The sequence below is a fragment of the Butyricicoccus pullicaecorum DSM 23266 genome, from assembly GCF_900167005.1.
Classification (GTDB): Bacteria; Bacillota; Clostridia; order Oscillospirales; family Butyricicoccaceae; genus Butyricicoccus; species Butyricicoccus pullicaecorum.
In genome coordinates this window covers 36,278-61,927 of record NZ_FUXW01000001.1, presented here as the reverse complement: position 1 = coordinate 61,927, position 25,650 = coordinate 36,278, and the positions used below count along the sequence as shown (strand labels likewise).

Annotated in this window: 25 protein-coding genes and 3 pseudogenes; 2 read left to right on the top strand and 26 right to left on the bottom strand. The window is 51.2% G+C overall.

The features are described from left to right. Position 1: 1 nt before the first annotated feature. From B5D52_RS00305 to B5D52_RS16765, 8 genes are all read right to left on the bottom strand, one after another. Positions 2–1,795: an ABC transporter ATP-binding protein gene (locus tag B5D52_RS00305; RefSeq protein WP_016147923.1), complete on the bottom strand. Its 1,794-nt coding sequence runs from the start codon at positions 1,793–1,795 to the stop codon at positions 2–4. A gap of 58 nt (positions 1,796–1,853) precedes the next feature. After that, positions 1,854–2,471 (bottom strand): TetR/AcrR family transcriptional regulator, encoded by a 618-nt coding sequence (locus B5D52_RS00300; RefSeq protein ID WP_016147924.1) that lies wholly within the window; start codon positions 2,469–2,471, stop codon positions 1,854–1,856. A gap of 108 nt (positions 2,472–2,579) precedes the next feature. After that, entirely contained in the window at positions 2,580–4,676 is a 2,097-nt protein-coding gene (locus B5D52_RS00295) for a heavy metal translocating P-type ATPase (RefSeq protein WP_016147925.1), read from the bottom strand. Between the two features lie 54 nt (positions 4,677–4,730). Further along, entirely contained in the window at positions 4,731–4,994 is a 264-nt protein-coding gene (locus B5D52_RS00290) for a DUF6110 family protein (RefSeq protein WP_016147926.1), read from the bottom strand. 183 nt (positions 4,995–5,177) lie between these two features. Beyond that, the gene (locus tag B5D52_RS00285; protein ID WP_016147927.1) at positions 5,178–6,080 is read right to left on the bottom strand and encodes a helix-turn-helix domain-containing protein; all 903 of its coding nucleotides are present in this window, start codon (positions 6,078–6,080) and stop codon (positions 5,178–5,180) included. 38 nt (positions 6,081–6,118) lie between these two features. After that, the gene (locus B5D52_RS00280) at positions 6,119–6,367 is read right to left on the bottom strand and encodes a heavy-metal-associated domain-containing protein (RefSeq protein WP_016147928.1); all 249 of its coding nucleotides are present in this window, start codon (positions 6,365–6,367) and stop codon (positions 6,119–6,121) included. 129 nt (positions 6,368–6,496) lie between these two features. Then, entirely contained in the window at positions 6,497–6,853 is a 357-nt protein-coding gene (locus B5D52_RS16770; RefSeq protein WP_413813314.1) for a class I SAM-dependent methyltransferase, read from the bottom strand. Further along, positions 6,811–7,164, bottom strand: a complete 354-nt coding sequence (locus tag B5D52_RS16765; RefSeq protein ID WP_016147930.1) for a class I SAM-dependent methyltransferase — start codon at positions 7,162–7,164, stop codon at positions 6,811–6,813. Before B5D52_RS16765 ends, B5D52_RS16770 begins: the two co-directional genes overlap by 43 nt. Before the next feature lie 142 nt (positions 7,165–7,306). Between B5D52_RS16765 and B5D52_RS16280 the strand changes: the two genes are divergently transcribed. After that, the gene (locus tag B5D52_RS16280; protein ID WP_143287932.1) at positions 7,307–7,507 is read left to right on the top strand and encodes a hypothetical protein; all 201 of its coding nucleotides are present in this window, start codon (positions 7,307–7,309) and stop codon (positions 7,505–7,507) included. Between the two features lie 114 nt (positions 7,508–7,621). Here B5D52_RS16280 and B5D52_RS00270 read toward each other — a convergent pair whose 3' ends face one another. From B5D52_RS00270 to B5D52_RS00240, 6 genes and pseudogenes are all read right to left on the bottom strand, one after another. Then, positions 7,622–8,488: a CPBP family intramembrane glutamic endopeptidase gene (locus B5D52_RS00270; protein WP_016147931.1), complete on the bottom strand. Its 867-nt coding sequence runs from the start codon at positions 8,486–8,488 to the stop codon at positions 7,622–7,624. Positions 8,489–9,051: 563 nt separating this feature from the next. Beyond that, complete coding sequence (locus tag B5D52_RS00260) at positions 9,052–10,275, bottom strand: MFS transporter (protein WP_016147932.1); 1,224 nt, start codon at positions 10,273–10,275, stop codon at positions 9,052–9,054. A gap of 126 nt (positions 10,276–10,401) precedes the next feature. Then, positions 10,402–10,833 carry a MarR family winged helix-turn-helix transcriptional regulator gene (locus tag B5D52_RS00255; protein WP_016147933.1) on the bottom strand — a complete coding sequence of 144 codons (432 nt, stop codon included), beginning with the start codon at positions 10,831–10,833 and terminating at the stop codon, positions 10,402–10,404. A gap of 147 nt (positions 10,834–10,980) precedes the next feature. After that, positions 10,981–11,103, bottom strand: a pseudogene (locus B5D52_RS00250) (Maff2 family mobile element protein); the annotation flags it as partial. 2 nt (positions 11,104–11,105) lie between these two features. Further along, positions 11,106–12,683 (bottom strand): annotated as a pseudogene (locus B5D52_RS00245) (VirD4-like conjugal transfer protein, CD1115 family); the annotation flags it as partial. 86 nt (positions 12,684–12,769) lie between these two features. Then, positions 12,770–14,656 carry an AAA family ATPase gene (locus tag B5D52_RS00240; protein ID WP_016147936.1) on the bottom strand — a complete coding sequence of 629 codons (1,887 nt, stop codon included), beginning with the start codon at positions 14,654–14,656 and terminating at the stop codon, positions 12,770–12,772. Between the two features lie 89 nt (positions 14,657–14,745). Here B5D52_RS00240 and B5D52_RS00235 point away from each other — a divergent pair, with 89 nt between their 5' ends. Beyond that, positions 14,746–14,979, top strand: a complete 234-nt coding sequence (locus tag B5D52_RS00235) for a hypothetical protein (RefSeq protein WP_016147937.1) — start codon at positions 14,746–14,748, stop codon at positions 14,977–14,979. Positions 14,980–15,040: 61 nt separating this feature from the next. Here the strand turns inward: B5D52_RS00235 and mobQ are convergent, their stop codons facing one another. From mobQ to B5D52_RS00175, 12 genes and pseudogenes are all read right to left on the bottom strand, one after another. Beyond that, a complete protein-coding gene (gene mobQ / locus B5D52_RS00230; protein WP_040332548.1) occupies positions 15,041–16,549 on the bottom strand; it encodes a MobQ family relaxase in 1,509 nt (502 codons plus the stop codon). Between the two features lie 231 nt (positions 16,550–16,780). After that, complete coding sequence (locus B5D52_RS00225) at positions 16,781–17,077, bottom strand: DUF3847 domain-containing protein (protein ID WP_016147939.1); 297 nt, start codon at positions 17,075–17,077, stop codon at positions 16,781–16,783. Between the two features lie 86 nt (positions 17,078–17,163). Beyond that, positions 17,164–17,958 carry a DUF2185 domain-containing protein gene (locus tag B5D52_RS00220; RefSeq protein WP_016147940.1) on the bottom strand — a complete coding sequence of 265 codons (795 nt, stop codon included), beginning with the start codon at positions 17,956–17,958 and terminating at the stop codon, positions 17,164–17,166. Between the two features lie 110 nt (positions 17,959–18,068). Further along, positions 18,069–18,365, bottom strand: a complete 297-nt coding sequence (locus B5D52_RS00215; protein WP_016147941.1) for a hypothetical protein — start codon at positions 18,363–18,365, stop codon at positions 18,069–18,071. A 133-nt stretch (positions 18,366–18,498) separates the two neighbouring features. Continuing rightward, entirely contained in the window at positions 18,499–18,690 is a 192-nt protein-coding gene (locus B5D52_RS00210; RefSeq protein WP_016147942.1) for a transposon-encoded TnpW family protein, read from the bottom strand. Positions 18,691–18,769: 79 nt separating this feature from the next. Continuing rightward, positions 18,770–20,644 carry a recombinase family protein gene (locus B5D52_RS00205; protein ID WP_016147943.1) on the bottom strand — a complete coding sequence of 625 codons (1,875 nt, stop codon included), beginning with the start codon at positions 20,642–20,644 and terminating at the stop codon, positions 18,770–18,772. A 32-nt stretch (positions 20,645–20,676) separates the two neighbouring features. Then, positions 20,677–20,973 (bottom strand): annotated as a pseudogene (locus B5D52_RS00200) (conjugal transfer protein TraG); the annotation flags it as partial. Beyond that, entirely contained in the window at positions 20,970–21,458 is a 489-nt protein-coding gene (locus B5D52_RS00195) for a PcfB family protein (RefSeq protein ID WP_016147945.1), read from the bottom strand. The pseudogene B5D52_RS00200 and the gene B5D52_RS00195, both read right to left, overlap by 4 nt. Before the next feature lie 6 nt (positions 21,459–21,464). After that, positions 21,465–22,364 carry a DUF6017 domain-containing protein gene (locus tag B5D52_RS00190; protein ID WP_016147946.1) on the bottom strand — a complete coding sequence of 300 codons (900 nt, stop codon included), beginning with the start codon at positions 22,362–22,364 and terminating at the stop codon, positions 21,465–21,467. Positions 22,365–22,631: 267 nt separating this feature from the next. Next, positions 22,632–23,708 (bottom strand): RES family NAD+ phosphorylase, encoded by a 1,077-nt coding sequence (locus B5D52_RS00185; RefSeq protein ID WP_040332549.1) that lies wholly within the window; start codon positions 23,706–23,708, stop codon positions 22,632–22,634. Between the two features lie 2 nt (positions 23,709–23,710). Next, a complete protein-coding gene (locus tag B5D52_RS00180) occupies positions 23,711–24,664 on the bottom strand; it encodes a sce7725 family protein (RefSeq protein WP_016147949.1) in 954 nt (317 codons plus the stop codon). 5 nt (positions 24,665–24,669) lie between these two features. Further along, positions 24,670–25,530, bottom strand: coding sequence for a sce7726 family protein (locus B5D52_RS00175; RefSeq protein WP_016147950.1), 861 nt, complete (start codon positions 25,528–25,530; stop codon positions 24,670–24,672). Positions 25,531–25,650 lie beyond the last annotated feature (120 nt).

Below are 25,650 nucleotides of genomic sequence, written 5' to 3'. Positions count from 1 at the left end.
CTCACTGTTCGCTGGTGATTTTCCACTGGACCGCCTTGTTGTAATCCGCCCACATCCGGGCATAGAGGCCGCCGGCGGCAGTCAGCTCCTGATGGGAGCCCTGCTCCACGATGCGTCCCTCCTCCAGCACCAGGATCTTGTCCGCACCCACCACAGTAGACAGGCGATGAGCGATCATGATAACGGTGCGGCCACGGGTCAACTCGGTAAACGCCTTTTGGATTAACGCCTCGTTCTCAGGGTCAGCAAAGGCGGTGGCTTCATCGAGAACCACGATGGGTGCATCCTTCAGGATGGCCCGGGCCAGGGCGATGCGCTGCTGCTCGCCGCCGGAAAGATAAGTCCCCTCGGAGCCGATCAGGGTGTCCATGCCCTGGGGCAGTTTCTCCAGAATGTCCTCACACTGGGCGGCCTTCAACGCCGAGAGCACCTGCTCCCGGGTGGCGTTGGGACGGGCAGCCCGGACATTCTCCAAAATGGAGGCTTTGAATAGGCGGCTGTTCTGGAACACAAAGGCGATCTGATCCATGAGTACATGGGGATCGATCTGCCGCACATCTACGCCGCCCACCTTCACTACGCCGGAGGTGGCGTCCCAGAAGCGGGGGATCAGGCTGGCAGCGGTGGTCTTGCCGCCGCCGGAGGGTCCTACCAGGGCTACGGTCTGTCCCGGCTCCGCTGTGAAGGACACATGGGAGAGGGCGAAGGTCTGGGCCCCGTCGTAAGTAAAGCTCACATCTTCAAATTCTACACGGCTGCTTCCGGGGGATTGAGGGTGTTCAGGCACTTTCAGTTCCGGGGCGCACATGACCTGGTCAATGCGCCCCAGCGCAGTACTGGCCAGCATCATACCGGATGCGGCAAACATGATTTTGGCAAGCGCGGTGGAAATGATGGCGGAGAACACTGCGTAAAAGGCGAAGTTTGTAATAAATCCCGCAAAGTCGCCGCCGGCCAGAGTTCCGGGAGCCAGGAAAAGAGCCGCAGGCACCAAGAACACAAAAGCGCCCTCGGTAAAGGTCAGATTGATGGACTGGGGCACACGACACACATCGCCCTGATAGTGCTCCGCTTTGGAACTGTAATCCTCAATGGCCTCCTGAAAGGCTTTGAAGGAATAAACGGTCTGCTGGAAAATCTTGACCACCGGTATGCCCCGGACATACTCGGTGCCCGCCTTGGTCATGCGATCCTGGGCTGCCTGATACTCTGCCATCAGTTTGGCGTTTTTGCCGCCCATCATGGAGAACATGGCAATCATGGAAATCACCGCCGCCAGCAGGCAGGCCGCGCCCATCCGCCAATCAAAGACGAACATCAGCACCAGCATGGACACAAACAGGGTGATGGTGCCTACGATGTCCGCCAGATTGTGGGCAAGCAGGGTCTCGGTATCGGCCGCCGCCGCATCCAGCCGTCCCCGGATGAGACCAGAGGCGTTGGAGTCGAAGAAGCCCAGAGGGGCTTTCATCACATGGGCGACGCCCTGCTTGCGGATGTTAGCCGCTGTGCGGAAGGCCGCCAGATGGGTACACATCAATCCTGCAAAGTACAAGACGATGCCGGCCACCGCAAAGGCAAACGCCAGCCAGCCGTATTGTGCGATGTCCTGCGCCCGGGTCCAGTCCGGCGCTACGGCAATCAGATCCCGGGCCACCAGCCAGATACAAATGTAGGGTGCCATGCTCAACAGCATGGACACCGCCGACAGGGCCAGCCCCAGGAAGGTCAGCCCCTTGTGACTGCCTGCGTAGTCCAGCAGGACCGCAACATCACTCTTTTTCTTCTGCTTCATGGAAAAACCTCCTTCTTCAAGTTAGTAATAACTAACTAATATTCAAAAAAGATAGGGGTCATCCCCCCATCAATTTCAGCCATCCACCCGTGTAGAAAGTTCGGAACTGTTCTACATCCCGCAGGGCCTGCTCTTTCGGCATATCATGTACGACGATCTCAAAAAGGCCGTTGAACATTCCGCTGGCGATGATGTGGCAAAGAGACTGGCTCAGTTCCGGGACCTCCCGGCCCAGGCGGCGGAGAACATCCATGTAACGGAGCGTGTACTCCACCTCCACCTCTACCATGTTGTGGACAAAGTGCTCGTAGCTGGTGCCCTCGGCCTTGCACAGCAGCAGCTTCACCGGCTCCCGGTGATCGCAGATATAGTCCAGCATCCAATGGACACACTGACTGGACTCCAGCCCCATGTGCTCCGGCTGCTCCTGCTCCGGCAGTTCAGAAAAGGAAGTCTGCGCCTCCATGAACCGCCCCATCAAAGCGGCGGCGTGTGGCTCCACGATGGAGGCAAAGAGTGCTTCCTTGCTGGAGAAATAGCCGTAGAACGCACCAGTAGTTACCCCGGCATTTTTTACAATCTGCCGCAGAGAAGCCCCTTGAAAGCCCTTGTCCAGAAATTCGCTCATGGCTGCCTCTTGGATTTTTTCCAGAGTGACATTAGATTTTTCTTCCATAGGACTCCTCCTCATAACAGCGTTATATAACACTGTTATAATACGACTGCGGCGGTAGTTTGTCAAGTGGAATACAAAAAGAGCCCAGCGCATACGCGCTGGGCTCTGTCAGGAAACTTTATTTTGTTTTTTCTGGGGCAGAGCAGCCATGCTATGGAAACTTACTCCAAGAGTAGACAGGTTGTGGAGCATGGCGGAGGTGGTTGGAGGCAGGATGCCTGCCACGCCAAGACCGATCAGCGCCCCATTGAACCCAATGACAAAGCGGTAGTTGTTCTGGATGCGGTACATTAAGCCCATGGCCAGCTGCCGCAGGCGCACCAGCTCCCACAGACTGTCGGCAGCAATGGTGATGTCGGCGATCTCCCTGGCAATGGCCGCCCCGTCACTGATGGCGATGCCGGCGTCCGCCTCAGAGAGGGCCGGAGAGTCGTTGATGCCATCCCCCACCATCAGTACGGTGTGCCCCTCCCGCCGCATAGCAGCCACATACTCAGCCTTATCCGCCGGGAGAACTCCGGCCCGGAAGTCATCTACCCCCAGTTGCTCCGCAATGGAAGCGGCGGTACGGGGGCTGTCCCCGGTCAGCATCACCAGTTTTTTTACGCCCAGATTTCTTAGGGCAGATAGGACCTCCCGCGCCTCCTCTCGCAGAGGATCGGAGATGCAGATTACGGCGGAGAGCACCCCGTCGATGGCCAGATAGAGCTGGGAGAATTCAGGGGGCAGGGCATCAAATTTGTTTTCCTCACCCTCGGGAATCACGCACTTCTCGTCCTCGAAGATGAAGTGGGCGCTGCCAATGCACACTTGCTCTTCATCCACTGAGCTGGCAATGCCGTGAGCAACCAGATACTCCACCTTAGCATGGCGTTCTTCGTGGCTCAACCCCCGGCGTTTGGCCTCCTCTACCACAGCGTTTGCCATAGAGTGAGGGAAATGCTCCTCCAAACAGGCGGCAAGACGCAGCATCTCCGCCTCCTCCATACCATTGAAGGGGATGACGCGGGCCACCCTGGGGCAGGCATGGGTGAGGGTACCGGTCTTATCAAAGACAATGGTATCGGCGCTGGCCACAGCCTCCAGGAACTTGCCGCCCTTGACCGTGATGTGCTCCCGCCCCGCCTCCCGCATGGCAGAGAGCACCGCCAGGGGCATGGCCAGTTTCAGGGCACAGGAGAAGTCCACCATAAGTACCGACAAGGCCCGGGTCAAGTTCCTGGTGAGTGCAAGGCTCACCAGGCTGCCGGCAAAGGTATAGGGTACCAGTTTGTCTGCCAAGTTGGATGCTTTGGCTTCGGCGGCGGACTTCATCTGCTCGGAACGCTGGATCATCTCCACGATCTGGTCATAGCGGCTCTGGCCGGAGGCCTGCTTTACCTCCAGCACGGACTCGCCCTCCTCCACCACAGTGCCGGCATAAACCGCGCCGCCGGGCCGCTTGGCCACGGGGACGGATTCGCCGGTGAGGGATGCCTGGTTGACGGTGATCTCTCCCTCCGCCACCACGCTGTCCAGGGGGATGACGCTTCCGGCTCGAACCACGACCCGGTCGCCGGGTCTGATCTGGCCGATAGGGGTGAGCACTTCACCAGCCTCGGTTTTCAGCCATACCCGATCCACATGGAGAGACAGGCTCTCTGCCAGGTCGGCTACGGACTTTTTCCGTGTCCAATCCTCCAGCAGTTCACCGATCTCCAACAAGAACATGACAGTGCCGGCAGTACCGAAGTCCCTGCGGCAGACGGAGATCCCGATGGACAACGCATCCAGCATCTCCACCTTGATCTGACGATGTCCCAGACAGCGCAGACCTCTGTGCAGAAAGGGGATCATGTGCCAAACAATCCGGGCGATCCGCAGCGGGGCGGGCAAAAACAGGGCAGCGGCTGCTTTCACCGCCACCTTGCCTACCAGCTTCTCTTGGAACTCTCGGTTCAGAGTCCGGGTGCTGTGGCCGGACAGAGTGACAGACGACTCCGCCCCGGCCCAGGTGAACGCGCCGAGGGCGGAGAGGACAGCTTCCCGGTCTCCCGTATAGGTCACGATGACGCAGCAGGTGCGCTCATGGACCACGGCCTCCCGGATCCAGGGCTGTCCCTTCAGCCAGGTTTCCAGCAGATCCGCCTGGCGGATCGTCATGTTTTTTTGCCGGAGCCGCAGACGCATCCGGCTCCGGCTCTCGTGTACGATGGTTGCTCTCATGCAAGTCTCCTTTCATGAAAAAAGGAGCCGTTTTCCGGCTCCCTTCCGCAGTTTTTAGGCTTCCTGACCTTCCACCTGAGCCTCGGCTTCCTTGGCGTCCCGGGCCTCGTTGATGTCCTTGGCAGCGGCCAGAATGTCGGCGGCGTTCTCCTGAACAGAGGTAACGGTCTCCATTACGCTCTCCTTCATCCGCAGACCTGCGGCAGTGATGTGAGTATAAGCCTTCTTGGCATCTTTGCTGGTAAGCAGTTTTAAGCCGGCAGAGCCAAACAGGGCGCCGCCTACAAAGCAGGCCAGTCTGACATAGTGTTTCATCATGGGAACCTTTCCTTTCGCTCTATGCTTATTTGTGTTTGTAGCCCGTAATCATCACCATGACCATGCAGATCACGGCGCCCCAGGCCCAGAAGCGATGTTGTTTCATTGCGATCTCCTCCTGCTCGGAAACAAACGCGTCCCGCTGTGTGCTGAAATAGTATAGCAGATGGGATGCCCCGTGTATCACCCAATCGGACGGTGTTGTGCCGGTTCAGACATTTTTCGATACACGGTCGGCGACATACCATACTGCCGCCGGAAGGCGGCGGAGAACTGGCTGGCACTGCTGTATCCCACGGACTGGGCTACCCCCAGCACGCTGAGGGAGGAGTCCCGCAGCAGCTCCGCCGCGCGCTCCATCCGCCGCTGCTGCAGCCAGGTGTGGGCCGGCAACCCGTACAGGCGACGGAACCCCTCCTTGAATGTAGTTGCAGAGAGGCAGGCACGGCGGCTCAAGGTCGAGATGGAGAGAGGTTCGTCCAGATGCGCCTCCATGTATCGGCGGGTTTCTGCCAGGGTCCGGGTCAGCTCCTGATCCAGCACCGGGGCCATTTCCGCCGCTGGTTCCCCCTGGGCAGATAGCAGATACAACAGTTCCACCGACTTCCACACGCACCAGCGTGCCCGCTCGCTCTGGGGCAAACGATCCAGGTCAGCGAAGGCCGCCTGGCTCCAGGGAGAGGAACCCTCCACGGCGCAGCCGCCCCGGCTGGCCATCCACCGCCGCACTTGCTCCGTGTTCAAGGCCAAACCGCCCAGCAGGTCACAAATGGCTTTTAGACTCGCCCGGGCACCCCGAGCGTCCACCGCCACCAGCACACCCTTTAAGCCGGTCTCCACTCTGGCATCGGTCAGATGGGAAATGTCGGTGAGGAGAAGCACCTGCCGGGTACCGAGCCGCAGAACCGACCCACCCCGCCGGGTCAGGGTGATTCCTCCAGCGAGGCAGAACAATACCTCAAAGTGCAGAGGCTCCAGCCGAAGGGGCAGAGGAAGTGTCCTCTCGCACAGAGAAAACAAGCAGGCCCGCGCACCAGGCATCACTTGGGTCCATTCCCCCTGTTCTGATAAACATTCTGCCAGCATCCGCTTGCCTCCCCTCTATTGATCTGTGTCTCAGATACTTATCGGCCAAACAGCCCTTTCTTCTGCCAAGACTCCTTCCGAATCTCCCCCACATCATAGCCAGTAGCGGAAATAGCCGCCTGTAAAGCCTCTTGATCCAGTTCCGTTTCCGTGATTACCACAGTCTCTTTTTTACTCCGAGATGAGGTGACCTTCTTCACCGGAAAGGCTTTCCGCACCGCATCGTTCACATGGCTCTCGCACATACCGCACATCATGCCGTCTACTTGGATTGTGTATTTCCACATCTTCTGTCCCTCCATTCTTCTTAAAGTCCGTTTCGCTGGTTCCAGCATATACGGTACACTTCATCAGAAGCATCCCAATAGTTGAATAGTAAGTCAAATGCTGTGCTCAGCCGCACCATTTGCCGCTTTTTATGAGATGCCACTCGGTTCTTCGTTTTCCAAAAGGCTGCTGTTTTCCCGCATCGCCAGAACGCAGAGCCAATGCTTTTTTGCATTCCGATTTATGATGATCTCAGAAAAACCTGCCTCGGTGAGAAAACGGGCAAGTTGGTCTCCATCGAAGATCCTCATCCCATCAATGACAGAAAGCCACTTGCTGGCGTGGGGATCTTCTCCGTCCGACTCATTGACGATCAGAAAGATGCCGCCCGGCCGCAGAGTGCGGTACACCTCCCGGAAGCTCTCCGTAGGACCAGGCCAGAAATATACCGTTTCAAATGCGGTCACCAAATCAAATGCACCATCCTCGAAGGGAAGGCAAGACACATCTCCCTGTATGATACGGCAGCGCTGGCTTGCAGCCCCTTGCGGTTAACACTCTTGGCCTTTTCCACAGATATTTCTGAATAGTCTAAGGCGGTGACAGTCGCAGCAGGATATTTTCGTAAAAGGGCTCGGATATTCCGCCCACCACCGCAGCCCAACTCCGCAATCTCGGTGGGACCTGTTTCGGGCAAATGGCTAAGGCCCCAATCCGCGAGGGCAGCATGGGCATGATTCATGCTGCCCACCATGCACCTGCCCAGCAATCCTTTCGGCTTGCGGGTATTGTTGAAAAAAGCCTTTAATATTCCCATAACCGCCTCCGTGATTCGAAATTGAGGTTAGCATAAACTAACCATAATGCATTATAAATTTTTTTTTGCAGAAAAGCAATATACAAGTATGCTATCATGCTATTTTCCGCTGTGGGAAATGTGGAAAACGGCCGCTTCACCGATGGAAAACAAATATTCACGGCCCGATGGAAAAGCTGTAAGCTTTCCCACAGCCCGCAAACATTGTTTCCCACAGCTCCGCCCCTTTGACCGTTTACACACATTCCCACAGCGCCTACTACTGCTACTGAAAATGAGCGCCATCACCGAAATGATGATGGCGCTCATTCTTTATCTCCGTATCCTTCTTCAGCAAGATTAAGTATATTCTTTTTTTCTTTCTGCGCATAGCGCATGGTCCAAGTGGCATTCAAGAATCTGTGAAAATCCAGTAATATCAACGGCTTGTAAGCAAGGCTTTTATCCAAATACTACTTCAGCGGTGAGTAAATGAGGCCACAACGAGATAAACCGTGTCAAAGGCCAGCAGCATCCACAGGGCGGGATTGCTCCACACGCCGCTACTCCCGCCGGCCTGACTTCTCTCGCGCTTCCGTCCCCGTCTTTTCAGCAGCAGGCGGATCCCTCCTGTCACTGCGATCACCACCGAGACAAACACCAGAGCCAAGGTAGCCAGGGCACCAGGAGTGCCCGCCTGGCGCAGTAGCGGCAGCGCCACAGCAATGCTGTTTCCGGCGATGTGCAGTCCGATGGACGTCCCCAATCCGTAGTGCAGGGCCGCATAGCCGAAAATCAATCCGCACCAGAAGGCGGACAACCCCTGATAGAGATCGTGGTGCATCAGCCCGAAGCACAGGGCCGACAGTAAAATGGCCTGCCGCGCCCCCCCTGGCAGCAAGCGGCGCAGCACCACTCCTCGGTAGATCAGTTCCTCAAGGACAGGACCGACTATACAAATATATATTGCCAGCAGCGGTGTGGCGATTTCTTCTCCCACTGCCGCCGCTTGGGCGGTGAAGCCAACCAGGTTCCACACCCGCTCTAGAACCGGAGTAAGTACCATGACGGCAAGATTTCCACTCAGCGCCACACTTATGAGAAAAACCAGCGTGCCCAAAGAGGCCTTCTGGGAAGAGAAGTGAGGGGCTTCGCCGCTCACTAGTGAGGACCAGAGCAGGGGGATCGCCGATGCCACCGCGCAGCTAAGGAGCAGCACGATACCCTCCGGCAAGCCGGGAACAGAAGACAAAAGTTTTTGCAGTAACCCAAACAGCACGCTGTATGCGAATAAGCTGCACCACAGCCATGTCAAGCTGTGTAGCGGGGGAATCTTTTTGTTCATAACAACCTCCCATGCGGCCTTGGCCGCAAAATTTGTCCTAATTATAGCATATTCCCGTCGATTTGCAAGCAGCTTTAACAAATTTTAAGCTTTTTTTAAAATAGCTCCATCACCAAACGCACGGCTGCCGAGCTCATTCAGTACATCGAGGTTTGTCCTGCGGTCAAGGAGAACAGAATCACCAAAACTGCATTGGATCCTTTGAGGTACCGGATTGCCGGAAAATCCCCGAGCGGGACATTCTTTTGGAAACGAGAAAAGGCGTAGCATTAAGCTACGCCCCCGCACAGATCTCTATAATAAACTTGGAAATAAAAAAATGCGGAGTATCATCAGCAGACCTTTTCAGATCCTTTAATGATACTCCGTATGGTGTGTTTGTCAAACGAAAATGTGAGCAAAAGGGCCCCAAAAAAGTGAGCACCTTCAGCACCAGATTTCATGTCGTGAGCAATGTTTTTCCCAAGTACCAAATGCTCACCTTTTGAGTACCCGGAAAGATGAGGGCCTTTTGCAAGAGTGAGTGCCCTGGGGGCCTAATGCTCACATTTGAAATTCACGGATCAACTTTTCTCCTTTCCGCATTTTGAAGAATAGCGGATTAAAATACCAGCAGTAAGAATCATGATACACAAACCGGATATGAAGAACCAAACATTTACACCTACGTTTTCTGCTATCGGGCTGCTGAAAAGCAAGCCAATCGGCATTGTAACAGAAGAAATTAAGGTAAGTACCGAAAATGCCCTCCCCATTTTTTCAGGGGATATGGTTTCCTGCATATAGGCAGTCAATGGGATTGTATGGACATTACCAGAAGCCCCTAAGCAGATACAGCCTCCCGCAAAGAAAAACCAGCCTACATAAGTAGGCGGTATGATACCGCAAAGCAGCGACATCATTCCCATTCCAAACAAACCGATGAACGAAACTCTGATTTTACGATTTATCTTCAGCACACTGGAAAATAAAAGGGAAGATGCCATCATACCGATTGCAAAAGACAATTCCACAACGCTGCCATACATTGCCGATAATTTAAAATAGTCACTTGTCATGAGCGGATAAAAGGAAGATAGTGGCGCATAGAAGAACATACAAAGAGCCTCTGCAATCACGACATAAAACAATTTTTTATCTTCTTTGAATACCTGCAATCCTTCTTTTATCTCTGCGATAAAATGCTGTTCTTCTTGCGCTGTTTTTTCAAGTTTTGGGATTTTAACAACAGCTAACGCAATACTTGCTAAAATTGCTCCTGCTACATCACTCATTAAAACGACCGACATCGGGAAAATCGCATACAAAGACGCACCGATTACCGGTCCCAATAAAAATGAGCCGGAATTGAGAAGCTGCATCCACCCATTTGTTTTTACTAACTGGTCTTTTGGTACAAGCTGCGGGATGATCGACTGTATTGCCGGCTGCTGGAATGTGCTTCCAATTCCTCTCACACACAGCATAACAAATACTGTCCACACAGGCAGGTCAAAAAAGAACAGCAGTCCTGCATAAATCAGTGCAACTGCACCCATTGCCATATCCGAAAAAATAGAGATAAATTTTCGGTTATAACGGTCAGCCGCAATTCCAGCCAGCGGACTGAATAAGGTCATTGGGAGATAGGCAACAAGTCCTGATATTCCCAGCATTAACGGCGAAGATGTTTTTTCGGCAAGCCACCAAATCAGAGCAAACTGAACACCGTGACTTCCCAACATTGAAACTGCCTGTCCCAATGCTACAATCATAAACTGTGATTTCCATTTTTGTGTTTTTTCCATATCAAATTGTCCTCTCATTTTCAAAATAGTTTTTCAAACAGGGGACAATATCAAGTGTGATAATCCCCTTATTATACTGCTGCCGACATCAAGCCACCTCCCTTCAAAAGATTTTGATTTTTGTTTTTATAACATGGCTTCCAGATATTTTTTTAATCCGTCACGATATTTTTTTGTAAGCGTCAGATATTGCTGTTGTTCCTCCGCCGTCCATTCATTCCAGATTTTATTCTCAATCTCATGCAAAGGCATTATTTTTTCTGCTGAAAATTTCTTTCCCTTTTCCGTTAGACAGAGAATGGTATTTCTGCCTTTCCCTTGTTCCAGATAGACAATTTCCTCTTTTTCTAATTTGCGAATGGCTGAATTGATTGTCTGGCGACTGATACCTGTAAGCTTACTGATTTCACTTTGCAGGCATTGTCCGCCTTTCTCACAAAGGACATACAGAATATTTTGAACGCTATCTGAAATACCCATTTTTACAGCCACTTCGTGGTATAAAGCGTTGATCTCTCCTGCTAAATAGGTGTATTGTCCCGTTTCTAAATAGTGCAAAATCTTCCTCCTCCTTTTATATGTCTGATTTCGTACATTCTTATTATATCCGATTTCGTACATAAGTCAATAGTTTTTTATTTTTAAGGAATAATGTGGCTGCTGTCTATCAAATTCTTATGTGTTACTTTACCACACATGAACATTGGAGGCAGGGTTGTCCTGACCGTAACCTTCCAGAAGGTTGATGCCGCCCCACACGCACAGGCCGCCGCCCAGGGCGATGACCAGAGTCTGCAAAACGTCGATAGCGTTAGTAAAAAAGCTCATATTCACATTTCCTTTCGTTCAGTTGAATTGTTGGGTTGAAGGTCGGTGGCTTTCAATTCGTACAGATCGAAAGGCTCGTCCGGCTTCACAATGGCCGGTCTGCGTTTCATGTACCGTTCAATGTCAAAGGTGTTTTTCTTGTCGGCGTCGGCAAGGTACTTGTAGCGGGGATGGCGGGTTATATCAAACTTGTCGCTGAAAAACGGCCGCACCCCTCGAAGCTGCAAGATACACTTGCCTCCGTCCATCACCGCGATCTCGTCCTGGGTCATCAGCTCCTTTCCTAATTTCTGATAGTTGAGGCCGTGGGAAACCTGGCTGCCCCGGTTCTCGGATTGACCCACGCTGTCGATGGTCTCCTTGCCCAGCAGCTCCGAGATTTCTTTCAGGGTGGATTTCTCCTTGCCTCCCAAAAACAAGGTGGTGTCGCAGTTGCCTACAATGGTATCCGCGGCGTCCTTGTAGATGGTCTTTAACTGACTTTGGGACTGCAAAATAATAGAAGTCGAGATTTCCCGGCTCCGGATGGTGGCGATCAGCTTGTCGAAGTTGGGTATCTGCCCGATATTGGCGAACTCGTCCAGGAGGCACCGCACATGGACGGGCAGCCTGCCGCCGTACACGTCGTCCGCCTTGTCGCAAAGGAGATTGAATAGCTGGCTTTGCAGCATGGCGATAACGAAGTTGAAGGTGGTGTCCGTGTCGCTCATAATGAGGAACAGCGCCGTTTTCCGGTCGCCCAGGGTATCCAGCTCCAGTTCGTCGTCCGACATGATCTCCCGCAGCTCCGCAATATCGAAGGGGGCAAGGCGGGCGCCGCAGCTGATCAGGATGGATTTCAGGGTCTTGCCGGCGGCCAGCTTGAATTTGCGGTACTGCTTCACGGCGAAGTGGTCCGGGCGCTCCTTCTCCAGCTTGGCAAACAGAATATCCACGGGCGACTGAAATTCCTCGTCGTCCTCTCTGGCCTCCGATGCGTTGATGAGCTCCAGCAGCGTGAGGAAGTTCTTTTCTTCCGGCTCCGCCTCGTACCAAATGTACCCAATCAGGGCGCAGTACAAAAGCCGCTCGGCCTTGACCCAAAAATCTTCGGAGGATTTTTCTCCGTCGCCTTTGGTGTTGGCGATGATGACATTGACCAGTTTGAGGATGTCTTTCTCTGACCGGATATAGGCGAAGGGGTTGTATTTCATGCTCTTTTTGAAGTTGATGGTGTTGAGGACCTTGATGCGGTACGGCTCATAGATGACCTTCCCGCGGGCATCCCGCATGGGCTTTCCGTTCTCGTCCAGCTTGGGGGCGCCCCGGCGAAGCATGGTTCCCACCTCAGACAAAAGCTGCCCTTTGGGATCGGTGACCACATAGCTGCTGTGCATCTGCATGAGGGAGGGCTTGACGAAGAAACGGGTCTTGCCGCTGCCGCTGCCGCCGATGACCAGGATGTTTTTGTTTCGGGCGTACTTGGGATTTTTCGGGCGGCTGGACATGGTGAGCTTTTCCGTCTGGGTCAGCGGGATGTTCCGGTCGGGGACCGGATCGACATAGGGCGTAATATCCGCCGCCGTGCCCCATGAAGCGTTTTGTCAAGTGCTATTTTGAGTTATTGACGCACAATCAAGGTGAAAGCGCGAAAGTGCAAAGCGCAAAGGGTCTGCACTTTGCGTTTTCAGCTTGCGGGTTCGGGCGGCTGCTTCTTCTTGATGAAGTTGTACCATTGACCGCCGACGCGCCTTGCGCCCAAAATGCCGCCCATGTTGCGCTTGGCGTTCTGCACCGTTCTCTCGGATATTCCGGCTTCGGCTGCGGCCTTTACAATGTCCTCGCTGGCAAGCTCTTTCCCGTCTGCAAGCAAGTCCAGTATCAGCCGTTCCGCCTGTTCGGTCTTGGTGGCGGTGTTCCCGCCCGCGCCGGATAGCAGCTCGTCGGCAGTAATGTCATATTCGCCTATCCATGAAAAGCCTGTTTCCGGGTCAAGGCAAAAGGCTATGGGCTTGCCCTCCGGCGCAAGGGAAGATTTGTCATGGACGATTACCCGCACATTCGGCTCCCGCTTCACGCGCCCGATCAGCAGGACGCTACGGGCGGCGGCTCGAAAGTCGATAGAGCCTAAGCCCCGGTAGGCGCTCTGCCCTCCGGCAGCTTTGTTGAGGTGTCCGATAAGAATAACGGCGCAGCCGGTACGCTCGGCAACTTCGGCAAGCCTGCGGAACATGGGGCGCACTTCATTCGCCCGGTTCATGTCGGTTTTCTCGCCCATGTACGCCTGTATGGGGTCAAGGATTATCAGCCGCGCCCCGTTCTGCGTGATTGCTTTTTCTATACGCTCGTCAGATAGGGTAAGTTCCTGCTTGGCTTCGTCAATGACAAGAACGCGGTCAAGGTCTGCTTCGGCTTCTATCAAGCGGGGCTTGACGGTATCGCCCAGCCCGTCCTCGGCGGTCTGGTAAATCACTTGGAATGGCGGCAGGGGCTTCATGCCCGGCAGCGTTCCCCCTGTGGTGCAGGCGGCGGCAAGGCGCAGGGCAAAGGTGGTCTTGCCCTCGCCGGGGTTGCCCTGCACAATGGTTACTTTCCCAAAGGGGATATACGGCTCCCATAGCCATTCAACAGCTTGTGTGTCAACCTCGCTCATGCGGATAATCTCAACCGTTTCTTCCTGTGGCGGCGGCTCTTTCAAGCCGTAAACGGCTTCCCGCAAAAACTTCCCGTCTGTGATTTCCGCCCGGTGCTGCAATACTTCGTTCCAGTCCTTGTAAAGCGGCACAAGGCAGTGGACGGTGTAGCCCTCCGGCATGAGCTTCACAAGGCGGCTGCAAGCGTCGTTCCCGGCTTCGTCACTGTCAAGGCAGAGGTAAACGGTCTTGATGTTCGGACGGTCAGAGAGAAAGCGGAGCAGGGCTTTTTCTCCCACGCCGCCCAATGACAGGTAGCTTTGCTTCTGCCATTCCTTTTTGAACAGGCAGAGGAAAGAGAGCAGGTCAACGGGGGCTTCAAAGACAAAAAGCCTTTCGCCCTCGCCCCGGTAGCAGAAGTTAAAGGCTTTGTCGCTGCCTTTCACATCAAGCCGGAAGTTTCCTGCCGTTCCCTTGCTGTGGGCGTAGCGTGGTATTCCGTCCCCGTCCCGCCCCACGAATACGGCGTTGTGGTGGGCTGCGTCCTCGTAAATATCGCCGCTGGCAAAGAAAAAGCCCGTCACATCTTCATCAATGCGGCGGGCTGTGGTGAGGTAGTTCCTCGCTGTTCGGTTGTCGGGGCTGCGGGGCGGCAATCGGAATTGAGGGGAGTCCTGCGGCGGCGCGGCTCCCTTTTCTCCTGTGAGAAGTTCAACGGCTTCGGTAAAGCTCTTGCCGAAAAACTCCATGACAAAATCAACGGGGCCGCCGCCCTTGCTCTGGCTGTGGCGATACCACTTGTTGCCCCGGACGGTCAAGCTGTCGTGCCGTTTCCATCGGTATTCCTGTCCGGCGCGTTCCAGCGGTTCCCCCTGCGATTGCAGGAACAAAACAAGGTCGGCTTGGTTTGCCCGGTCTATTTGTTCTTGGGTATAGTACATGACTGATACCTCGCTTTCTGTGGTTGAATTATTCATAATTCTTGAGTATAATGAAATTGACAAAATCAGTATTGGAGAGGGGAACAAGAGTGAAAAAACTTATTTTAGGTATAGCAGTTATGGCAATCGGTGCTATCAGCACAATTTCTATCATTGTTGCGACAGTATTATCTCCGTTAAATCCGTACTCTTACAATGGTATTGGCGGATGGTATGGTTGCCTTTTAGGAATGGATTTAGTTATGCCATTTACCATTTCTATCATTGTTGCGATTATCGGATTGGCGATTGCAGTATGGGGAGTATTTGACAAGAAAAATTAGGGCTATTACCTCTCCTCTAATTGAACAGCGTAAAGGACGGACAGCTTGCCCGTCCTTTTCTTTATCTCTCCTGTTCGTGCCGTTTGGTGCGGGTCTGCGTCTGTTCCGGCTGGTCGGCGCGGAGTGCAATATCCACGCACCTGCGGATATTTTGAAGTTCGGAAAGGTCGCTGCGGGTGCCTTTCAGCTTGGCGTATTCCGTTTCCCTCTGTGTTTTGAGGGCGGCATATTCTTTCTCCCATGCGGAGATCGGCAGGGTTTTCACACCCTCCGGCAAATGGGCATGGAGATAGCGGTTTGCCGCGTTCCAAAGGGTCAACTCGGCGCGGCGGGCTTCCGCAAACTTCTCCTGTTTTCCTTTCCAGCGGATTTGCCGGTACTCGTCTTGTACGGGCTTGTAGGTCTGATAATTCCTGCCGTACTCAATGAGCTTTTGCAGCTCTTTCATGCGCTGCTCGGCGGTTTTCATTCCCGCCCGGATAGCGTCGGCCTGTTCGCTGACAGAGGAAAGGGCTGCGTCCAGCTCGTCAAGGGTAGAGATACCATGCTCGTAAAGATAGTTGACCGCCGCCGCTACGGTTTTCAGTTCGTCGGCTGCGTGCTGCCTTTGCCAACTCTGCGAATACTTCCGGCTCTTTTCTCTCTGAACGCTCAAATACTTCATCAGCAGATTTGCAAGGCCGGGGGATTGTTGTGGTTGCTCCGGGGCGGTTTCCCGCGCTTTGAACAGGTCGGCAATCCACTCTTTGAGCTTCCCAACCTGCGCCCGGATTTCCCGGATAAGGCGGTTTGCCTTTTGGATATTGCGGTTCAGTTCGCCTTTCTCGGTGACTATACCTTTCTTCTCCATCTGGCAAGCCGCCACACCCATGTGGACGGTAGGCAGCTCGTCAATGCCGCGCTCGGCGTTGCTGCGGTGGTCGATACGCTGCGGGATTCCGGCTCGTTCAAGGTAGGCGTTTGAAATATCCGCCCATGCCTTACGCCACAAGAGGGCGTTGCCCTTGTCGTTCCAGCCGGTCAGGTCAACTTTGTGGGTCTTGTATCTGCCACTTGGCAAGCGGATACGCTCGCCGTTTTCATCGAGGTCATATTCCTTTCTGGACTTCGCCGCCCACGCGCCGCGCTCGTCAAGGGGGCGCATGGTGAGCATGATGTGACAATGGGGATTGCCTTTGCCGGTGTCGTGAATGGCATAATCAACGCACATTCCTCTGGAAACAAATTGAGAGGAACAGTATTCCCGGACAAGCCGGATCTGTTCCTCTCTGGATAACTCTATGGGGAGTGCCGCGTCAATCTCTCTGGCAAGCTGGGCGTTCCCGGCTTTCTCGTAAAGCTCCACGCTGTTCCACAAGGTTGAACGGTCAGAGAAAGAGGGCGGAGCGTGGGTCGGCAGCATGATTTCTGTATGGACAACACCGCCTTTGCGGGTGTAGTCGTGGGTCATTCCGTCCCACTCATTTGTCAGCTTTTCGCCGCTTCGGTAGGCGGCAGCGGCAACGGCTGATTTGCCCTTGCCCCGGCTGACAATGCTGATGTTACAATGATAAATGGCTATGGGTATCACCTCCCGGATAGGATAACAAAACCCGCAAAAATGGTACAGACGCCAAAGGCGGGTGTACTGTTTTTGTGGGTGTGCAGAGATAGCCGCGTAAGCGGCGCAAGGGGTGCAGCCCCTTGTTGCGGCAAAGCCGCCATATCGGAGCGCGGGGAAAGTTCCCTGTGCGGAGATAAGCCCTCGGCAGAGCGCACACGCCCGCAAGGGTGTATAAGTGCGCCCTTTGTTCCAAAGGGATTATTCGCTTTTCCCGCCCTCGGTGCGTTTTTTCAGATAAGCCCGCGCTTCCTCGCTCGTCAGGGCAAGCCGGAGAAAGGTGGCGGCTTCCTCGTCGGTCATGCTCTTGGCTTCCGGCACAATGCTCTCAAAGACCGCGCCCCGGACGATCAGCCGGTGGCTGCGCGTCCGGCGTTCCTCTTGGGACAGCTTTTGCCGCAACACCTTTTCCCGGTTTTCAAGCTGTCGGATTTTCTTCTTCCCGTCCTCAATCTCGGCGGTCAGTTCCTCGCGGGTTTTCTCTCTTGGTTTCGTCATGGGTGGTCGCTCCTTTCTGCCTATCGGCATAGAAAAAGGACAGTCGATTTTCTCGGCTGTCCCTTGTGGGTAATTTATTAGTTTTGCTACACTTGTCTTTTCGTAAGAAAAATGGATTTATTTTTCGTATCAACTTCAAATGTCGTTTCCGATGTGCGAATAAATTCGGCTCCTATGGGAGCAGTGATATATTCGTAAACATCCTTGTCCAATTCATAGCACACTTCACCAAGCGACATCAATACAATGTTTTTCATATCTGAATTATAATGTTCATCTTCGTTTCCTGCCAAAAATGTCCATCCGCTGTCTGCTGGATTATTTGGCTCACGTCTATACATAAAGCCTACTTTCCAACCTTCCTCTACAATTCTTCTTGAAACGAGTGCACCTTGATTCATAAGTGTGCGTATGTTTTTAATTTTATCATACTGACTTTTATGATTCAAAAAAGTATTCCTCATTTCATCGCTGACAGGAATGTTAGTGCCGAGGCTTTCTATATTTGCGTCCCATTTATTGTTGTCCTCTGCCTGATGCTTCAAAAGCACAGCCAAATCCAATAATTGTTCTTCTCCGCACTCAATATGAGTACGAACCTCTTTGCACATATTCTTTCCAGCGTTGTCAAAGACAAACACCCGCACCGTTCCATCTCGATAAAGCAGAAGTTTCATAGCACCCATTTGGGCTTCATCATCATAAAACATCATAAAAGGCGGCAACTTATCATTGACATACCATTCAAATTCTGTTCCATCTTTGCTGTTCATAAAATAGACAGCCCCATTTTCTTCCAAATCGCTGAATTTTACCTGCGGCAAATATCGTTCCTTGTTCTGTTCCATAATAGTTTTAATTTCATTTAAAATCATGTTCATAATAAACTGCTCCATTTCGTATTATCCGTTGTAATTGTCATCTCTATTTCAAGATTTATCGCTCTATTTCTTTGAGAAAATTATAGCACAAACCTATGAACAAATCTACATTATTTCAGCCTGTCGGCGGCGTTGTTTTCTCTGGCAAACCGTCGCGCCGCTTCCCGCCTTTCCTCGCTGTATGGGGCGGTCAGACGGAAAGAGAAACGACCTTTCTCAATATCAAACTCCATACAGCCCGTTTCGGGGTCTGCGTCGGTCTGCTGGCAGATCGACGGATAGCGGCGGCTGTAATCAAGCAGCCGTTTCTTCAAGGCGGTGTTGTGGGTGCGGATATGGATAAGCGGGTCTTTCTCGTCAAACCAAATGTCGGTGGTCTTTTCCTGCTTGGTAAGCCCTGTTCGCATAAATGCTCCTTTCTGCGCCCTCTTTTGGAAAGAGGGGCATTTTTGAGGGATTTTTCCCGGCTCTTGACTTGGGGAAAATGGGGATTTTCAAATGGAACCCGCCCCAATGAACCATTCTTCGTCCGGGCGGCTCCTATCGCGTGATTTCCGTTTTTTCCGGCTCTTGACCGTCAGACGCGGATAAACGCGAACTGTCGGCAAGCACCAGTTTGAGCAACTTGTCGCGGAATGTTTCTGTGCTGCTGTGATTGAAAAATAACTCTGCAACAATGGTCTGCCCGTTCCTCTGGGTCGTGATGATACTGTCGGGGGTCTGTTCTGCCATAGGCGGCTCCTTTCTTTGGGCGTAAAAGAGGGATTTCCCGTAGTTCGGAAAATCCCTCTTGGTTGACGGTTATTCTGTTTTACTGTGTGGGCTGTGCGGCGGCTGCCTGTGCCTTTCTCCTTGCCCGGTATTCCCGCGCTTTCATGCGGTCATACTCCCGCTGCTTTTCAAGGTTTCGCGCCCGGTACTCCCTTGAATACTGCCGGTGGTATGCGCGGCTCTTTTCCTTTTTGGCTTCTTCGATTTCCTCCCGCATTTGCCGGATTTCCTGCTCGGTCGGCTCTGCAAGCTGTGTCACTTCGTTCTCAAACTTGCCGATATAATTGAAATATATGCTGATGTGCTGGATTGCGTATCTCGCCCTTTTCTGGTCGCGCTCATGCACTTCAATCCGGCTGATAAACTCGTTGAGAATGGCGGGTGTCAGGTCGGTAAAGGCAGCATGGCGTTCCGTCAGCTTCAAAAACTTCTGCGCCCGTCCTCCCGCGTTCTCGTAAGCGGATAGCTGCTCTTGGAGCGTGGCAAGCTCCGTTTTCAGCGCGTAGTATTCTTCTGAATACTTCTGCGACATCTGCTCATAGCGGTCTTGCGGGATTGTGCCAAGGGCATTGTCCTCATAGAGCTTGTTCAGCACCTTGTCGATCTGTTCAAGGCGCGTCGTGATTTGGGGGATACGCTTCTGCTGTTTCTTGGTCTTGTCGGTCTGCTGCATGGCAAGGCTCTTTTTCACTAAGGCTTCAAACTCCGCCCGGTTGCTGATAGCGTAGTCCTCGATTTTCTTCAGCACTTCCGCGACGGTCTGCATGAGCAAATCCGCGTCAATGATGTGCGGGGAATTGCATTTGGGGTTTTTGGCTTTCCCCTTGTGGTACTCGCTGCAATAGGCAACATGACGCTTGCCGCCGTTTCGATAATCTATGCGAATGTGCATTTTTGCGCCGCAATCCTTACAGAAAAGCAAGCCCGACAAAGGGTGGATTTCCCCGTCCCCGTTGGGGCGTTTGACGGGCGCATTTTCCAAAATCCGCTGTACGGTTTCAAAGTCGGTGCGGTCAATAATCGGCTCATGCACATTTTCGGTTATCTGCCATTGGCTCCGGTCTACATAGTGGTTCCGCTTGTCGCGGAAGTGCTTTGTGGTCTTGAAGTTGACAACATCACCGCAATACTCCTGCCGCGTGAGGATATGGGTCAAGGTGGCTTTGTTCCACTTATAGCGGTTGGCCTCATTGAGCGCCCTGTTTTTGCAGGTTCCCCGCCCGCGCTCTTTCATGTAGAATGTGGGCGTTGGGATTTGCGCCTGCGTCAGATATACGGCGATTTGGTTTCGGTTTTTCCCGTCCAGAAACAGGCGGAAAATCAAACGGACAACTCCTGCGGCTTCCTCGTCGATTATCCAAAAATCCTTGTTGTCCGGGGATTTGACATAGCCATAGGGGGCTTCGGTGGCAATCGGCTTTCCACTCATGCCCTTTGTCTTAATGCCGGTCTTTACTTTCTTGCTGATGTCCTTTGCGTACCACTCCGACATGATATTGATAAAGGGCGCAAACTCCAATGTGTCGGGCTTCTCGCTGTCTATCCCGTTGTTGACCGCGATAAAGCGCACATTGTTCCGTCTGAATATCTCCATCGCGTTGCCGACTTGGAGATAGTCGCGCCCCCAGCGCGTCAGGTCTTTCATAATGCAGACACCGATTTTCCCGTTCTCCACATCGTCCATCATGCGGGAGTAGGCAGAACGGTCAAAAAACCTGCCGCTTTCGTCATCGTCAATGTAGTGCCGGATATTGGTTAAGTGCTGCCCTCTGGCATAGTTCTCCAAAAAGATTTTTTGGTTCTGTATGCTGTTGCTCTCACCGCCGTCCCTGTCCTCGTCGCCCACGGAAAGGCGGGAGTAAAGGGCGGTAATTTTGCTATAATCAGTCATGTGCATAACCTCCTGTGCGTCCATATAGGCGTCCTTTACACTTAAAATTATGCACTCCATCGGGCGCTACCGTACTCGATGCCCTTGCGGTATTTGCGGGCGTTTTTCCCTTTGGCGTACACCGCCAGCCGGACGATGACCGCCCCGGCGATACCTGCCAGCAGGTCCAACGGATGCAGGCTTGGTGCCGCATAAGAAAACGCCTCTGTAAAGCCCTGGCTCAAATGCAGGAACTTTTCAGAGGCGTCAAGGCCGGGCGCAAGGCGCACCGCCTGGCAGAGCTTGTCAAAGAGATACACGAACAGCAGATACGGGAGGTTGGGGATCAGCTTTTTTTTCCAGTCAACCGTCATAATTCCACACCCCGGTCTTTGGTCTTGACCTTCTCCCGCTGGCGGTGCTGGGCTTTGGACTGCTGTTTCGCCTGCTCCAGCTCCTTGCGGATGGAGGGCTTTTTCTCTTTCTCCAGGTTCTTTGCGGAGAACTCCCGAAAGGCTGCCGTGATAACGTCGGCATCCCGGCCCTTGAAGAACACCAGGTAGCGGGGTATATCGCCGCTGGTGTCCTTTTTCAGCGCGAAGTCAATGCCGTACTTCTTGGCGGTGGCGGAAAAGGCCCGGATGTTCTGGTCGGTGATCTCGATGTTTGAAACGCCGGTGTTGTGCTTCATAAGCTGCCGGAGGGTCTGCTTGCCGTGGTGCAGCTTGGTCTTGTGGCCGGTCACGCCCTTCTGCATCTCGTCCAGCACTTTTTTCATGGCCTGTTGCAGCATCCCGGCGGAGAGCTTGGTGGCCTCCACACAGAGGGCAACGGTGCGCTGGGTGACTTCTTCCTGCATGAGTGATTACCTCCTTTCTCCGCTGCCGTACAGGTCGTGGTTCACCAGGGACGCATAGTAGCTGTCGATGGTGGCCGGGGCGTTATACAGGGCAGCCAGCAGATATTTCTTGATATTGCGGACATAGGTGGTGTTCTCCCGCATACGGTCCAACACATACTCGATGTGAGAACTGTTTAGCTTCAGGAACCGGGATTTCACCACCTCCGCCGGATAGTCGTCCCCGGCAATGCGGATCGTCTCCCTGCGGGAACAGACGGTATCCACCATGAGCTCCACCAATTCATTCAGCATATCCCGATCCAGCCGGTCATCTCGGCATAGATAGTCATACTCGATATTCTCCAAAATCAGTTCCCGATAGTTCTCTCGCTCCCGCATCCAGTCCCGTCCAGCCCTGTTGCCCCCTGCGGGGGTTTGGGGGCTTGATTGGATAGGATTTGATCCTTCCGTACTTGATGAATCAGTATTTGATATTTGGTTACTTGATCCTTTAGTATTTAATTGTGCGGGGTTTTCCTGTTCAGGTTTTCCCAAGACAGGAGAATCCAAGACTGGTTTTACCTGAACTGGATTTTCCCGTTCAGGTTTTCCCGGTTTAGGTTCCGGCGGTCTGGGCTGCTCCAAAATCGTGTACTCGATGCTGCCGAGCCGCCCGTTGGCGTTACGGACTCTTTCACGGATAATATACCCCGCATCTTCCAGCTCCCGAACCGTAGCACAAATGCTGTCCACTCCATCCCGGCATATCCGGGCAAGGCCTTTGGTGGTGTAGTCCCAGTCCTCCGGCAAAGACAGCATCATGGAGAGCAGCCCTTTGGATTTCAGGGACAGCCCCGCATTTCGCAGGTGGTGGTTGGACATCACCGTGTAGTCACGGGTTTTCTCAATGCGAAATACCGCCATGTTATCACCTCCTTTCGGCGGTCTAAAAAGTGTTGATTTTTGGGTCCCTATGCCGCCTGGACACCCCGGAGGGGAAAACCTATGGGCGGCGACCTTTCGGTTGGTTGTGGGAGAAGAAATATTGGATTTTCGACTCCTTTAGGGGCATTTCTAGGCATGAAAAAACGCCATAGGCTTTGGCTCATGGCGTTCGACACGATATTCAATTTTTGCACAAACATTATCTTCGTAGCGCTATTATCGAGTATGGCATTTTAGTTTTTTGAATTAAATTGGTTTATAATCGTAGGAAATTGACTTTACATCATATACTTTTGTGCTAGTGCACTTGAATACACTGGGATCAAAAACTGCCAAATTGAACCCCTGTTTGCGCATGGTGCTTCCATACTCAATCCCATCGTAACCTTTGCTTCGGATAAAATCACTAATGTACTGGGTCGGGAGATAATCTAGTACATTGTCGTTTCGCAAAGGTTTTGCGATCTCCTGTGCAATCATTTTTAGGTGCTCAATATTTACGGCATACTGAGTCAAATCAAAACCATAATCAATGCCAATAAACGGACTAATGCGATCAATGTTAGCAAGATTAATGACTTCAATATCTTTCAGTAGTTTAAAACTGCCTACTGTAACATAGTCATACACACCGGCTCGAATTTCATATAGTGTCGTTTCTTTTTCATCAGCGAGATACAATATGCTAATTCCAACAGGATTAACACGCCCACCCCTTGCTTTGTCATCTGGAGGTGGCCCCATCTCAGTGCGTCTGTATCCTTTTTCATCATGACAAATCCTGGAACGATATAAAGTTTCTCCCTTACGATGTGTTTTTACTGCACACCGCAAAAATGTAAAAAGTCGCTCTGTATTGATGTAGTCACTATGAAAACGGTTTTTTCTTTTTATTCCTTCTACAAAGTCAGACCAGCAGTTATTCTTCAAAATAGAGTTCTCCTCTAAGTAATCACGATCTTGACTTTGCTTAATTCCCACAGGACTATCAAATAGTTCTGGTTGATCTTCATATCGACTAGAACAAATTTTTGTAATCAGACGATATATGACGTCTGGTTTTACGGAAAAAATATTCCAATTATTATAAAGAATATTTTTAATTAGATCCGTTTGACCACGAGGAAATCCATCTGGCAATTCGGAAACAGGAGAATATATGTCCAATAATCCATCAAGAAGTTCGGCTATTGTTGTATCTTTGCCAATTTCATAAACTGGAACATTATGTTTTCCGCAAAAGTCACAGTCTCCTGTTTTTTTGTTGCCGTTGATGATTGCTTTAATTTCAGCATCAGCAAAACAATTACTGCAACAGAACATCCTTACACCTCGCTTAAGTATCTACCCATCAATTCGAGGTGATGCATGAGAGAAAGTTTTTTGACTGTTCCCAGTCCTGGATAAGACTGCTGTTCGTAGTGCTGCAAAAAGATTTTCAAACCTTCAGTCAATTGAACCGGGTGAGGGTCGGCGTTATACCATTCAGCAAGTTTTGAAACGGCTTGATAAAACTTCAACGCCGGGTTAGTAATATCTTCATTAGAATCAGAAACAAAGTGCCTTACTCTCAAAGATCCATTATTCGCAAAATACACAATATGGATTGCTACAGCATAAGGTGCAAAACCAGCCTCTAAATATTCATTGCCAACAACTGAATAGTCGGAAAATCCAACAAATCCATCTTCTTTATAATACAAATGGTCATCTGAAAAGAATTCGTCAACAACATCCTGATAATCAGCATTACGTTCCTGCTTTTCAAATTTATCGTCAAGCAAAACTTTATGGTGTCGAACTTTGCGTCTAAAAACGCTTTCATCTGGCATTAAGGCAAAGCGAGGGACTACTTCCCCAAAAGCAGTTTCATATAAATCTAAATAGTCTCGATCAGTATTTATCACAAGGAGATCCTCTTTATTGACTCCATGTTTGTCCCAATGCTTCAGCAATGCCCTCGCATTTCTTTGCATTATCATAGATTTTATTATTATTGGATTTTCATACTGATCTGCAAAGCGCTGTTTATAGCCCGCTTCTTTGGTTTCTTCTTGAACATCTTGCCAATCGGACATAAATGTACCCACAGCAGGATTACGAATTACAGAAAGAGGATGATTCGTTTTAATGAAATCAGCCATAGTGTTCACAAGGGTAGGGGACAATTTAACAGGCTCGATGATTGGAATAACATAGTCTCCAAGTAAATTGTTGTTGGCAAGTTCACGTAATGCAAGTAATTCGTATTGCCGACCTCGCAAATAAGGAAAATACATATTGACTAACCTCCGTACTTCTGTTTTAGAAATTCACGAAGCTTTTCCATTTCGGATTTAGATGGGTTTGCAAAGTAAAAAAGAGATTTCAATTCATATGGAATTTGCGCCAAAGTGCTTGTCTCAATGCGGTTTCTGCATTTCAATTGTTTTAATGACATTGCATATGCGTCTAGAATTGGAATGTTAGAAAATTGATTAAGACATTCACCATAGTAAAACGCTTGAGATGTTTCTGGAAGTTTACCATAATATTCGAGCAGAATGCGTTCGAATTCTTGTTTGTGTAATATCTTGAATATAGTAGTATGGTCTAAACTAGAGTTATTTTCGACTGGTTCTTTCCGTAGCTTGGCGCTTATGGTGTTTTTTGATGTTAGGACATAAATCCCGACGGGAGTATCATCAAGAATTGTTCGGGCTCGTTCATACTGACCTTCAGAAGTTACTACACAGACATGATTGAATCCTTTGTAGTAATCTCGAAGCTGTGTTTCAAGACGGTCAAATGTATCTAATTCGGTCTTAATTTCATAAACAACAGCTTTTCCGTTTATTAAAATAAAATCAGCCTTTGACTTGCTTATAGGAATCTGTGTTAATGCGGTTGTTGTATTTATACTATGTCGTCCAAGTAAAAGTTTATTGAGCAATGTGTTTTGGTAGAAGTATTCGTTCCTATATGACTTAGACATAAAGTGATATATCTCACTTATTAATGTTCCATTTTCTAAATTTTCAGGATCATTTATAAATCTCTTGATTACTGCACCATATGTGACATTGTTACTTGAACTTGATCTAAGCATATCGAGAAAGACATTTTGGGTGAAAAACCGATTTAAAATAAGGTTATTTTCCGGCAAACAATCACCCTCTTTCAATACTTATAATAATCCATTTTTATTATACCACAAATGCAAACTATTTGGTACCCATTTATATACACTTTTTATAGGACAAAATTTTTCGCCTACATTGACCAA

Excerpts from the sequence above, each read along its gene's own strand:
- B5D52_RS00305 (WP_016147923.1), bottom strand. The coding sequence starts at position 1,795 with ATGAAGCAGAAGAAAAAGAGTGATGTTGCGGTCCTGCTGGACTACGCA.
- B5D52_RS00300 (WP_016147924.1), bottom strand. The coding sequence starts at position 2,471 with ATGGAAGAAAAATCTAATGTCACTCTGGAAAAAATCCAAGAGGCAGCC.
- B5D52_RS00295 (WP_016147925.1), bottom strand. The coding sequence starts at position 4,676 with ATGAGAGCAACCATCGTACACGAGAGCCGGAGCCGGATGCGTCTGCGG.
- B5D52_RS00290 (WP_016147926.1), bottom strand. The coding sequence starts at position 4,994 with ATGATGAAACACTATGTCAGACTGGCCTGCTTTGTAGGCGGCGCCCTG.
- B5D52_RS00285 (WP_016147927.1), bottom strand. The coding sequence starts at position 6,080 with ATGCTGGCAGAATGTTTATCAGAACAGGGGGAATGGACCCAAGTGATG.
- B5D52_RS00280 (WP_016147928.1), bottom strand. The coding sequence starts at position 6,367 with ATGTGGAAATACACAATCCAAGTAGACGGCATGATGTGCGGTATGTGC.
- B5D52_RS16765 (WP_016147930.1), bottom strand. The coding sequence starts at position 7,164 with ATGGGAATATTAAAGGCTTTTTTCAACAATACCCGCAAGCCGAAAGGA.
- B5D52_RS16280 (WP_143287932.1), top strand. The coding sequence starts at position 7,307 with ATGGAAAACAAATATTCACGGCCCGATGGAAAAGCTGTAAGCTTTCCC.
- B5D52_RS00270 (WP_016147931.1), bottom strand. The coding sequence starts at position 8,488 with ATGAACAAAAAGATTCCCCCGCTACACAGCTTGACATGGCTGTGGTGC.
- B5D52_RS00260 (WP_016147932.1), bottom strand. The coding sequence starts at position 10,275 with ATGGAAAAAACACAAAAATGGAAATCACAGTTTATGATTGTAGCATTG.
- B5D52_RS00240 (WP_016147936.1), bottom strand. The coding sequence starts at position 14,656 with ATGTACTATACCCAAGAACAAATAGACCGGGCAAACCAAGCCGACCTT.
- B5D52_RS00225 (WP_016147939.1), bottom strand. The coding sequence starts at position 17,077 with ATGACGAAACCAAGAGAGAAAACCCGCGAGGAACTGACCGCCGAGATT.
- B5D52_RS00220 (WP_016147940.1), bottom strand. The coding sequence starts at position 17,958 with ATGAACATGATTTTAAATGAAATTAAAACTATTATGGAACAGAACAAG.
- B5D52_RS00215 (WP_016147941.1), bottom strand. The coding sequence starts at position 18,365 with ATGCGAACAGGGCTTACCAAGCAGGAAAAGACCACCGACATTTGGTTT.
- B5D52_RS00210 (WP_016147942.1), bottom strand. The coding sequence starts at position 18,690 with ATGGCAGAACAGACCCCCGACAGTATCATCACGACCCAGAGGAACGGG.
- B5D52_RS00205 (WP_016147943.1), bottom strand. The coding sequence starts at position 20,644 with ATGGACGCACAGGAGGTTATGCACATGACTGATTATAGCAAAATTACC.
- B5D52_RS00195 (WP_016147945.1), bottom strand. The coding sequence starts at position 21,458 with ATGCAGGAAGAAGTCACCCAGCGCACCGTTGCCCTCTGTGTGGAGGCC.
- B5D52_RS00190 (WP_016147946.1), bottom strand. The coding sequence starts at position 22,364 with ATGGCGGTATTTCGCATTGAGAAAACCCGTGACTACACGGTGATGTCC.
- B5D52_RS00185 (WP_040332549.1), bottom strand. The coding sequence starts at position 23,708 with ATGTTCTGTTGCAGTAATTGTTTTGCTGATGCTGAAATTAAAGCAATC.
- B5D52_RS00180 (WP_016147949.1), bottom strand. The coding sequence starts at position 24,664 with ATGTATTTTCCTTATTTGCGAGGTCGGCAATACGAATTACTTGCATTA.